General features: G+C 61.0%; 11 protein-coding genes. 7 read left to right on the forward strand and 4 right to left on the reverse strand.

Translation table 11 applies throughout. The annotated features are described in order from the left end of the window. Together RT028_RS18150 and pdeM are read left to right on the forward strand one after the other, a co-directional pair. On the forward strand, positions 1 to 2,215 hold a 2,215-nt coding region (locus tag RT028_RS18150), incomplete at its 5' end, for a ligase-associated DNA damage response DEXH box helicase (RefSeq protein WP_312936550.1). A gap of 1 nt (position 2,216) precedes the next feature. Further along, positions 2,217 to 2,915, forward strand: coding sequence for a ligase-associated DNA damage response endonuclease PdeM (pdeM, locus tag RT028_RS18155; protein WP_312936568.1), 699 nt, complete (start codon positions 2,217 to 2,219; stop codon positions 2,913 to 2,915). Here pdeM and RT028_RS18160 read toward each other — a convergent pair whose 3' ends face one another. Further along, positions 2,916 to 3,137: a hypothetical protein gene (locus RT028_RS18160; RefSeq protein ID WP_312936552.1), complete on the reverse strand. Its 222-nt coding sequence runs from the start codon at positions 3,135 to 3,137 to the stop codon at positions 2,916 to 2,918. Positions 3,138 to 3,236: 99 nt separating this feature from the next. Beyond that, positions 3,237 to 3,803 carry a dCTP deaminase gene (dcd, locus tag RT028_RS18165; RefSeq protein ID WP_312936554.1) on the reverse strand — a complete coding sequence of 189 codons (567 nt, stop codon included), beginning with the start codon at positions 3,801 to 3,803 and terminating at the stop codon, positions 3,237 to 3,239. Between the two features lie 323 nt (positions 3,804 to 4,126). Between dcd and RT028_RS18170 the strand changes: the two genes are divergently transcribed. Next, entirely contained in the window at positions 4,127 to 4,336 is a 210-nt protein-coding gene (locus tag RT028_RS18170; protein WP_312936556.1) for a cold-shock protein, read from the forward strand. Between the two features lie 132 nt (positions 4,337 to 4,468). Here the strand turns inward: RT028_RS18170 and apbC are convergent, their stop codons facing one another. Continuing rightward, positions 4,469 to 5,563 (reverse strand): iron-sulfur cluster carrier protein ApbC, encoded by a 1,095-nt coding sequence (apbC, locus tag RT028_RS18175; protein ID WP_312936558.1) that lies wholly within the window; start codon positions 5,561 to 5,563, stop codon positions 4,469 to 4,471. Positions 5,564 to 5,721: 158 nt separating this feature from the next. Between apbC and metG the strand changes: the two genes are divergently transcribed. The 3 genes from metG (at position 5,722) to RT028_RS18190 (ending at position 8,794) form a co-directional block, all read left to right on the forward strand. After that, positions 5,722 to 7,761, forward strand: coding sequence for a methionine--tRNA ligase (gene metG / locus RT028_RS18180; protein ID WP_312936560.1), 2,040 nt, complete (start codon positions 5,722 to 5,724; stop codon positions 7,759 to 7,761). Positions 7,762 to 7,878: 117 nt separating this feature from the next. Further along, positions 7,879 to 8,517, forward strand: coding sequence for an endonuclease III (gene nth, locus RT028_RS18185; RefSeq protein WP_312936562.1), 639 nt, complete (start codon positions 7,879 to 7,881; stop codon positions 8,515 to 8,517). Between the two features lie 103 nt (positions 8,518 to 8,620). Next, the gene (locus RT028_RS18190; RefSeq protein WP_312936564.1) at positions 8,621 to 8,794 is read left to right on the forward strand and encodes a PA3496 family putative envelope integrity protein; all 174 of its coding nucleotides are present in this window, start codon (positions 8,621 to 8,623) and stop codon (positions 8,792 to 8,794) included. 30 nt (positions 8,795 to 8,824) lie between these two features. On the opposite strand, the gene RT028_RS18195 is transcribed toward RT028_RS18190, so the two are convergent. Continuing rightward, on the reverse strand, positions 8,825 to 9,448 hold the full coding sequence (locus RT028_RS18195) for a response regulator transcription factor (protein ID WP_312936566.1): 624 nt from the start codon (positions 9,446 to 9,448) through the stop codon (positions 8,825 to 8,827). Positions 9,449 to 9,763: 315 nt separating this feature from the next. On the opposite strand from RT028_RS18195, the gene RT028_RS18200 reads away from it, so the two are divergent. Then, a complete protein-coding gene (locus RT028_RS18200) occupies positions 9,764 to 10,216 on the forward strand; it encodes a hypothetical protein (RefSeq protein WP_312936570.1) in 453 nt (150 codons plus the stop codon). Positions 10,217 to 10,284 lie beyond the last annotated feature (68 nt).

The following is a 10,284-nucleotide window of genomic DNA, read 5'->3' on the forward strand; positions in this document are numbered from 1 at the left end:
CGCGCTGGCGGCAGACACCGCCAAGGCGCTGCAAGCGCCGCTGGACGACCTGCAGGTCAACTGGACGGTCGGTGTGCGCAGCGGCGACACCCGCGCTGCCGAACGCGCCCGGCAAGCCCGGCGCCTGCCCTCGGCACTGATCACCACACCCGAAAGCCTCACCCTGCTGCTGACCCGCGCCCAGGCCGAGCAGGATTTCGCCAGCCTGCGCATGGTGGTGGTGGACGAATGGCACGAGCTGCTGGGCAACAAGCGCGGTGTGCAGTTGCAGCTGGCCCTGGCACGGCTGCGCCGGTGGCAACCGGGGCTGGTGGTGTGGGGGCTGTCAGCGACCCTGGGCAACCTCGACCATGCACGCGAAGTGCTGTTGCCGGGTGGCGGCGAGCTGGTCGAAGGCCGGCAGGACAAGCGACTGGACGTCGATACGTTGCTGCCGCCCGATATCGAACGCTTCCCATGGGCCGGGCACATGGGCCTGAAGCTGTTGCGTCAGGTCGTCGAGCAGATCGAGTCGAGCAGCAGTTGCCTGGTGTTCACCAACACCCGCGCGCAGTCCGAGCTGTGGTACCAGGCCGTGCTCGATGCACGACCCGACTGGGCAGGGTTGATCGCGCTGCATCACGCTTCGCTGGCACGCGACACTCGCGACTGGGTCGAACGCAGCCTCAAGGAAGGCTCGCTGAAAGCGGTGATCTGCACCTCCAGCCTCGACCTTGGCGTGGATTTCCTGCCCGTGGAACGGGTGTTGCAGATCGGTTCGACCAAGGGCATCGCGCGCCTGGTGCAGCGTGCCGGGCGTTCCGGTCATGCGCCTGGCCGCCCTTCGCGCATCACCTTGGTGCCCACCCATAGCCTGGAGCTGGTGGAGGCTGCGGCGGTCCGTCAAGCCTTGGCGCAAGGGCATCTAGAGGGGCGCCAGTCACCCCGGTTGTGCATGGATGTGCTGGTCCAGCACCTGGTGAGCATGGCCTTGGGCAGTGGTTTCGTGGCCGAGGAGCTGCTCGCCGAAGTCCGCAGTACCTGGGCCTTTCACGAGCTGCGCGACAGCCAATGGCAATGGGCGCTGAACTTCGTCCGTCATGGCGGCGATTCGCTCACGGCCTACCCTGATTACCAACGCGTGGACCTGCACCCGGACGGGCGCTGGCGAGTGGTCAGCGAACGGCTGGCGCGGCGCCATCGCATGGGCATCGGCACCATCGTCAGCGACGCCACCCTGCAGCTCAAATACTGGAGCAAGGGCGGCGGCGGCAAGCAGTTGGGGAGTGTCGAGGAATCGTTCATCGCGCGCCTGAAACCCGGCGACGCCCTGGTGTTCGGCGGCCGCGTGCTGGAGCTGGTTCGTGTCGAGAACATGACCGCCTACGTGCGCCGCAGCACGGCACGCAAAGCCGCAGTGGCACGCTGGAGCGGCGGGCGCATGCCGTTGTCCAGTGAGTTGGCCCAGGCACTGGTGGAACAACTCGATGCCGCCGCACACGGGCGCTTCGAAGGCCCGGAGATGCGTGCGGTCAGGCCGCTGCTGATGTTGCAGGCCAGTTGGTCAGCATTGCCTACCGTCGCGACCCTGCTGGCTGAAACGCTGTCGACCCGCCAAGGCTCGCACCTGTTCCTCTACCCATTTGGCGGGCGCATGGCCAACCTGGGCCTGGCGAACCTGATCGCCTGGCGGGTCAGCCAGGCACAACCACTGTCGATTTCCATCGCGGTCAACGACTACGGTTTCGAGCTGCTCAGCCCGAGCACGGTCGATTGGGCAGCTTACCTGCCCATGGCGCTATCCACAGAGAACCTGCTCGACGATGTCACTGCCAGCCTGAATGCCGGCGAAATGGCCCTGCGGCGCTTTCGCGAAATCGCCCAGATCGCCGGGCTGGTGTTTGGCGGCTATCCAGCAGCGCAAAAAAGCATGCGGCAGATCCAGGCCTCCAGCGGACTGTTCTATGAAGTGTTTCGCAAGCACGATGCGCACAATCTGTTGCTCGGCCAGGCCCGTGACGAGGTGCTGCGTGAGGAACTCGACATCGATCGTCTGAACGGCCAGCTGCAGCGCATAGGCGGCCTGCGCCTGGACCTGCATGAACTGAAACGGCCAAGCCCATTGGCCTTCGCACTACTCGTAGAAGGATTACGCGACACGATGAGCAGTGAAAAACTCGCCGACCGCATTGCGCGCATGGTGGCTGATCTGGAGAAGGTAGCCGACCGTGGATGAGCTGTTGCACGCTGCCCCCCTGGCAGACCCGCTGACGGCTGTCGGCGAATACCAGGTCATCGAACACTGTGGCGAAACACTCTGGCTGCTGCCTGAAAAAGCCGTGTACTGGCCTGCGCAAAAAGCGCTGTTGGTCGCCGATGTGCACATTGGCAAGGCAGCCAGCTACCGCGCGCTGCATCAGCCGGTGCCGCGTGGCACCACCCAGGCCACGCTGGCTCGGCTCGATGCCTTGCTGAGGCACTATGCGTGCGAGCGGCTGATCGTACTGGGGGATTTCCTGCACGCCCGCACCGGCCGCGCGCCCGCCACGTTGGCGCGCCTGCAGACCTGGCGAGACACGCACGCGCACATCGACATGATTCTGGTGCGCGGCAACCACGACAAGCACGCCGGCGACCCGCCGCGCGCGCTGAACATCGAGGTGGTGGAAGAGCCCTGGATGCTGGGCCCCTTCGCCCTGCAGCATGAACCTGATCCGCACGCGCAGCGCCCGGTGTTGGCCGGCCACGTGCATCCGGCCTATGTACTGCGCGGAAGGGGCCGGCAACGGCTGCGCCTGCCCTGCTTCGTGATGGATGCCAAGGTCAGCCTGTTGCCGGCCTTCGGCGAATTCACCGGCGGCTGGACCATCGACAGACAGGCAGGCGCCCGCCTGTTCGTGACGGGCGCTGGCAGGGTCTGGAAGGTCGCCGGCTGATCAGGCCATCGGGGTGGGAGGCGGCTCGTCCGGACTCGTGGGCACACCTGGCGGCGTGGGCTCGATGGGGGCCGGATCCGGATCCGGCTGACCGGGCACGCCACCGAGGTAATGCGGCATTGGCGGCACTGGCGGATGGGCCAACAGTGACCACACAGGCGCGCCAATCTGGTTAGGCTGTAGACCCGCCAGCTTCGCACTGACAGCAGCATGGAGTTTCATAGGCTTCTCCTGTCGAGCGCCGCCGCGCATTATGCGCGAGCAGCGTTACTGACTGATTGGAGTGCCTTGCGCGGAAACAATTCCCCGCAGGTGCGCAGATCAGGTGCGCGGCAGGGTTACGCCGCGCTGGCCCTGGTATTTGCCGCCGCGATCCTTGTAGGACACTTCGCATTCTTCGTCTGATTCGAGGAACAGCATTTGCGCTACGCCTTCATTGGCATAGATCTTCGCCGGCAGCGTGGTGGTATTGGAAAATTCGAGGGTCACGTGGCCTTCCCACTCCGGTTCCAGCGGGGTCACGTTGACGATGATGCCGCAGCGCGCATAGGTGCTCTTTCCCAGGCAGATGGTCAGGACATTGCGCGGAATGCGGAAGTACTCGACCGTGCGGGCCAGGGCGAACGAGTTGGGTGGAATGATGCACACGTCGCTTTTGACATCGACGAAACTGCCAGCATCGAAGTTCTTCGGGTCGACGGTGGCAGAGTTGATGTTGGTGAAGACCTTGAATTCATCGGCACAGCGCACGTCGTAGCCATAGCTGGAAACGCCGAAGGAAATGACCCGGCTGCCTTCGTCACCGCGCATCTGGCGCTCGACAAACGGCTCGATCATGCCGTGTTCCTGTGCCATGCGGCGAATCCACTTGTCCGATTTGATGCTCATGGCGGGGTGTCCTGAAGGTGCGAAAAGAAAACGAGGTGCGCATCTTACCGGTCCCGGCGCCAGGGTTAAAGTTTCACGCCCGGCCCCACGGGACATGTGGCCTGAGCCGTCGGTCGCGATCAATCCCGACAATGCGCACTCAGACCATTGGCAGGCCGTACAAAGTGGGTTATGGTGTCTTCACTGTGCTGCACGTGACACCGAGAACTCTAGTTAGATGCACGATTTCCATCTGCCCATCGCTGAATTTTCCTACTCTTTGCACTCAGTCCGGCCAGGGCAATTCCTGTGCCGAAATCAACTTTGTCCAAGGAGACAGACACATGTCCAACCGTCAAAACGGTACTGTTAAGTGGTTCAACGATGAGAAAGGCTACGGCTTCATCACCCCGCAATCGGGCGATGACCTGTTCGTGCACTTCAAAGCCATCCAGTCCGACGGCTTCAAATCCCTGAAAGAAGGCCAAGCTGTTACTTTCGTCGCTACCCGCGGCCAGAAAGGCATGCAGGCTGAAGAAGTTCAAACCGCTTAATTCGGTTTAGCTTCCTCGCTTCGAAAAAACCCGCTTCGGCGGGTTTTTTTATGGGCGGGAATCATGGCCACTGGGTGCAGTAACCCGCTGTGGCGATGGATAACAAGTCACCATCGCCACAGAGAAGCACTGTCAGTCTTCGCTGACCGTGATGGTAGGCATGTTCGGTGCTGCCGCAGCCTGCGTAACGATTCGCGCGCCCACTTGCCGCGCCAATTCCTGGTACATGTGCGCAATCTGGCTGTCCGGCTCGGCGATCGCGGTCGGTTTGCCGTTGTCTGCCTGCTCACGAATCAGCATCGACAGCGGAAGCGATGCCAACAGGTCGACCCTGTAGTGAGTGGCCAGCTTCTCGCCGCCACCTTCGCCGAACAGGTGCTCGGCGTGGCCGCAGTTCGAGCAGATGTGCACGGCCATGTTCTCGACGACGCCGAGCACCGGAATGCTGACCTTGCGGAACATCTCCACGCCTTTTTTCGCATCGAGCAAGGCGAGGTCCTGCGGCGTGGTCACGATCACCGCGCCGGCAACCGGCACCTTCTGCGCCAGGGTCAGCTGGATGTCCCCGGTGCCAGGCGGCATGTCGATGACCAGGTAATCAAGGTCATCCCAGGCAGTCTGGGTGACCAATTGCAGCAGCGCCCCGGACACCATGGGCCCGCGCCAGACCATCGGGGTGTTTTCGTCGGTCAGGAAGGCCATCGACATCACCTCGACCCCGTGCGCCTTGATGGGCACGAACCATTTCTGCTCGCGCACCTCAGGCCGCGTGCCTTCAGCGATGCCGAACATGATGCCCTGGCTCGGCCCATAGATGTCGGCATCCAGAATGCCGACCCGGGCACCTTCGCGGGCGAGCGCCAGCGCCAGGTTGGCAGCAGTGGTGGACTTGCCGACGCCGCCCTTGCCCGATGCCACGGCAATGATGTTCTTGACGTTGTTCATCCCCGGCACCTGGGCCTGGGCCTTGTGGGCAGTGATGACCGACTCGATGCTCACTTGCGCCTGCTCGACACCGTCGAGGTTCTCCAGTGCGGTAGTCAGCACCTGCGCCCAGCCGTTGACGAACAGGCCGGCGGCATAGCCAAGCTGCAACTGCACGCTGACGCGGCCACCCTGGATATCGATGGCGCGCACGCAACCGGCGCTGAGCGGATCCTGGTTCAGGTAGGGATCGGTGTACTGGCGCAGTACATCTTCTACTGCGGCACGTGTGACGGCACTCATGGAGGCTCCCGCTGCAAGACAGTCAATGGATCAGGGGCGCTATGCTAACCCGTCAATCGTCAGCAGATGTGCACGCGGGGTGAAATATATTGCCCGGCGCTTTATAGTGGCCGATCAACATTTTGCCATTCAAACGCCAGATAAGTAGCCGAGCCACCATGTCCGAGCCACGCCAGATTCTCGTCACCAGCGCCTTGCCCTATGCCAATGGTTCCATTCACCTTGGTCATATGCTCGAGTACATCCAGACGGACATGTGGGTGCGTTTCCAGAAAATGCGTGGCAACCAGTGCATCTATGTCTGCGCGGACGACGCCCATGGTTCGGCCATCATGTTGCGTGCCGAAAAGGAAGGCATCACGCCCGAACAACTGATTGCCAATGTGCAGGCCGAACACAGCGGCGATTTCGCTGACTTCCTGGTGGACTTCGACAACTTCCATTCCACCCATTGCGAAGAAAACCGCGAACTGTCGGCGCTGGTGTACACCCGCTTGAAAGAAGCCGGTCATATCTCCACGCGCTCGGTCACTCAGTACTTCGACCCTGAAAAAGGCATGTTCCTCGCCGATCGTTTCATCAAGGGCACCTGCCCCAAATGCGCAGCGCAAGATCAGTACGGCGATAACTGCGAAAAGTGTGGCGCCACCTATGCGCCCACCGAATTGAAAGACCCCAAGTCGGCGATTTCCGGCGCTACGCCAGAACTGCGCGACTCGCAGCACTTTTTCTTCAAGCTGCCCGACTTCCAGGCCATGCTCGAGCAATGGACCCGCAGCGGCACCTTGCAGGATGCGGTGGCCAACAAGCTCGCCGAGTGGCTCGATGCCGGCCTGCAGGAGTGGGACATTTCCCGCGATGCGCCGTATTTCGGCTTCGAGATCCCTGGCGAGCCCGGCAAGTACTTCTATGTCTGGCTGGATGCGCCCATCGGCTACATGGCCAGTTTCAAGAACCTGTGCGCGCGTCGCCCTGAACTGGACTTCGATGCGTTCTGGAGCGCGAACTCCACGGCCGAGCTGTATCACTTCATCGGCAAGGACATCGTCAACTTCCACGCCCTGTTCTGGCCCGCCATGCTCGAGGGTGCCGGCCTGCGCAAACCGACCGCCGTCAACGTGCACGGCTACCTCACGGTGAACGGCGCCAAGATGTCCAAGTCGCGCGGCACCTTCATCAAGGCCCGTACCTACCTGGATCATCTGGCACCTGAATACCTGCGTTATTACTACGCCGCCAAACTCGGTCGTGGCGTGGATGACCTCGACCTGAACCTGGAAGACTTCATCCAGAAGGTCAACTCCGACCTGGTGGGCAAGGTCGTCAACATCGCCAGCCGCTGTGCAGGCTTCATTCACAAAGGCAACGACGGCGTACTGGTCAGCGGTGACGCCGCGCCGGAACTCACCGAGGCCTTCCGCAGCGCGACGCCGTCGATCACCGAGGCCTATGAAAATCGCGACTTCGCCCGTGCCATGCGCGAAATCATGGCCCTTGCCGACCGTGCCAATGCCTGGATCGCCGACAAGGCACCCTGGTCATTGGCCAAGCAGGAAGGCCAGGGCGCCGAGGTGCAGGCTATCTGCGCCCAGGGCATCAACCTGTTCCGCCAGTTGGTGATTTTCCTCAAGCCGGTTCTGCCACTGCTGGCCGCAGACGCCGAGGCATTTCTCAATGTGCAACCGCTGAACTGGAGCGACCTGGGCTCGCGCCTCGAGAACCATGCGCTCAAGCCGTTCAAGCCACTGATGAGCCGGATCGAACCGGCCAAGGTCGAGGCGATGATCGCCGCCAGCAAAGAAGACCTGGCCGCCGCGCAAAGCGAAGTGGCCACCGGCAATGGTGAGCTGACCAAGGACCCCCTGGCGGCGCAGATCGAATTCGATACCTTCGACGCCGTGGACCTGCGCGTGGCGCTGATCCTCAAGGCAGAAGCCGTAGAGGGCGCAGACAAGCTGCTGCGTCTGACCCTGGACATTGGCGACGAGCGCCGTAATGTGTTTTCTGGCATCAAATCCGCTTACCCGGATCCCGCCAAGCTGGAAGGCCGCCTGACGATGATGGTGGCCAACCTGAAGCCACGGAAAATGCGTTTCGGCGTCTCCGAAGGCATGGTCATGGCGGCCGGCCCAGGCGGTGAAGACATCTACCTGCTCAGCCCCGACAGCGGTGCCAAGCCCGGTCAGCGCATCAAGTAATCTCCTCCCGATGACTGGCCACGGCGCTCGCACCCTGGCCAGTGCATCTTCTGCTCAACGATGACGCCTGGGCGAGCCAGGGCACAGTCACCCAGACGTCGTCATGGAAACCCCACCATGAACGCTGCCAAACGCCTGGAAATCTTTCGCAGGCTGCATGAAGACAACCCAGACCCCAGAACAGAACTGGCCTATACCTCGCCGTTCGAACTGCTCATTGCCGTGATCTTGTCGGCGCAATCGACAGACGTGGGCGTGAACAAGGCCACCGCCCGCCTCTACCCCGTCGCCAATACCCCTGAAACCATTCTTGCCCTGGGCGTGGAAGGCTTGAGCGATTACATCAAGACCATCGGCCTGTACAACAGCAAGGCCAAGAATGTCATCGAGACCTGCCGGCTGCTGATCGAGCGGCATGCCAGCCAGGTACCCGACACGCGCGAGGCACTGGAGGCGCTACCAGGGGTGGGTCGCAAAACGGCCAATGTCGTGCTCAACACAGCATTCCGGCAGCCGGTGATGGCCGTCGACACGCATATTTTTCGCGTGAGCAATCGTACGGGAATCGCGCCGGGCAAGAACGTCGTTGAGGTGGAGAGACAATTGGTCAAGTTCGTGCCCAAGGCCTATCTGCTCGATGCTCATCATTGGCTGATCCTGCATGGTCGCTACGTCTGCCAGGCGCGCAAGCCACGCTGCGGCAGCTGCCGCATCGAAGACCTTTGCGATTACAAGGACAAGCCGACGGACGATTGAGGCAATAGAGTGAGCGGGCGCTCCTGATTGAAAAAATCTTTTTTACCCCACTGCTCATTCTCGCTATAAGAACGGCCAATGGCCCTTAGGCGCGGAGTGACCCATGAGCGGTGATAAAGAAGACGAGTTGCTTGATGACGACGACGTGAGCGACGACGAACCACCCACCCCCGTCGAACGCGTGAGAGCCGACCTGAGCAAGCGCCGGACCATTGACAACCTGCTGGAAGAACGGCGTTTGCAGCGGCAACTTGCGGACTTCGATTTCGACTTGTAGGCCTTCGTATGACAGACAAGCATGCAGCGGTCAAATCAGACTATGCCGCTGCGCTAGCTCGATCAGATCCACCAGTGAACGAGCATTGAGCTTGAACAACAGACGGCTTTTGTAAGTACTGACCGTTTTATTGCTGAGGAACATGCTGTCAGCAATTTCCTTGTTGGAGCGGCCTTTGGCAAGTTGCTGAAGTACCATCATTTCACGACTCGAGAGCCGCTCAACCATTTCAGATTCGGTACTGCCCCCTGGATTACGTGTGGTATGGATGGCCTGGTTTGGAAAGTAGCTGTAACCGGATAGCACTGCCTTGATGGCACTCAGCAGTTCGGTGAGTTCCTGTTGCTTGCACACATAACCTGCAGCGCCAGCCTGCATGCAGCGCATCGAGAAATGCCCAGGCGACTGCGAGGTCAGCACCAGCACCTTGCTCTCGGGGCTCAGTGCCTTCATCCGCGCAATGACCTCCAGGCCATCGAGCTTGGGAATACCGATGTCCAGTATGACGATGTCAGGAAGCATGTCGCGGGTGAGCTGGAGCGCATCGACACCGTTGTCGGTTTCCGCGACGACATCGTAACCATGCCGCTCCATCAACATCCGTACGGCCAGACGAATGACCGGGTGATCATCCACGATCAGCACTTTGTTCATGCAATATCCATCTTTTCGTTGTTGTATTAGAGAAGCGCAACAACAAGCAAGACTACGCGCACGAGCAGTCCCTGTCCGGCCCCATTGGCATCAGCAGATCACGCCTACGCGAAGTAGGGAAATTTCCTACATATGATCGACATTCAAACAGTACGGTACTGGAACCCGCTGCAGTTCATGTCGTTTGAGCCGGATCAGGTGCTTCGAGCAGATGGCGCCGCTCATCCGCTTTATGAGCCAAGGGAAGTCTGTCAGGTGTCAATCAGGGTGGCGACAGCGTACACAGCTCTCAAAGCTATCTCCGATACCGCACCCATGAACAAACCCGAATCAATAAGCCCCTTGACGATCATCGCCATCTTTGCGGGCATCATCGAAGCCTCGGCGTTGGCCTCGCTGCCTTTTCTCAGCAGCGAGAGCCAGTACATCTACACCTGGTTCCTCGTTGGCTTTCCGTTCTTTCTGACGGTGCTGTTTTTCCTCACCCTGAACTTCAACTATCGATCACTGTGGAAGCCTTCGAGCTGGTTGGCCCATCAAGAAGCCGAACGCGGCCAGGCTGCCACCCCCTGCGATAGCCACGCGTGGGAGCGAACACTGACGCTGGCATTGTCCGGGTCCGGTACCGAAGAAGAAATTCACAACCGTCTGGTCCAGGCGTTGAGCCAGGAGGTGACCGAGGAGCGGTCCTGGGTCATCTATGACCTCGACAACCACAAGCGCATTTGCCTGACACTCACCCCAAACGTTGATCCGCCCCACTACTGACCTGTCTCTACGCGATCGAGTAGGAGGCGGATTCACATCCGCCGTCCTCTCACACCACCGTGCGTACG

Source organism: Pseudomonas sp. (genome assembly GCF_032058845.1).
Lineage (GTDB): Bacteria > Pseudomonadota > Gammaproteobacteria > Pseudomonadales > Pseudomonadaceae > Aquipseudomonas.

What these genes read in the sequence shown, in the direction of transcription:
- dcd (WP_312936554.1), bottom strand. Translation starts at nt 3,803, where the DNA reads ATGAGCATCAAATCGGACAAGTGGATTCGCCGCATGGCACAGGAACAC.
- RT028_RS18170 (WP_312936556.1), top strand. Translation starts at nt 4,127, where the DNA reads ATGTCCAACCGTCAAAACGGTACTGTTAAGTGGTTCAACGATGAGAAA.
- nth (WP_312936562.1), top strand. Translation starts at nt 7,879, where the DNA reads ATGAACGCTGCCAAACGCCTGGAAATCTTTCGCAGGCTGCATGAAGAC.
- RT028_RS18200 (WP_312936570.1), top strand. Translation starts at nt 9,764, where the DNA reads ATGAACAAACCCGAATCAATAAGCCCCTTGACGATCATCGCCATCTTT.
- RT028_RS18190 (WP_312936564.1), top strand. Translation starts at nt 8,621, where the DNA reads ATGAGCGGTGATAAAGAAGACGAGTTGCTTGATGACGACGACGTGAGC.
- RT028_RS18160 (WP_312936552.1), bottom strand. Translation starts at nt 3,137, where the DNA reads ATGAAACTCCATGCTGCTGTCAGTGCGAAGCTGGCGGGTCTACAGCCT.
- apbC (WP_312936558.1), bottom strand. Translation starts at nt 5,563, where the DNA reads ATGAGTGCCGTCACACGTGCCGCAGTAGAAGATGTACTGCGCCAGTAC.
- metG (WP_312936560.1), top strand. Translation starts at nt 5,722, where the DNA reads ATGTCCGAGCCACGCCAGATTCTCGTCACCAGCGCCTTGCCCTATGCC.
- RT028_RS18195 (WP_312936566.1), bottom strand. Translation starts at nt 9,448, where the DNA reads ATGAACAAAGTGCTGATCGTGGATGATCACCCGGTCATTCGTCTGGCC.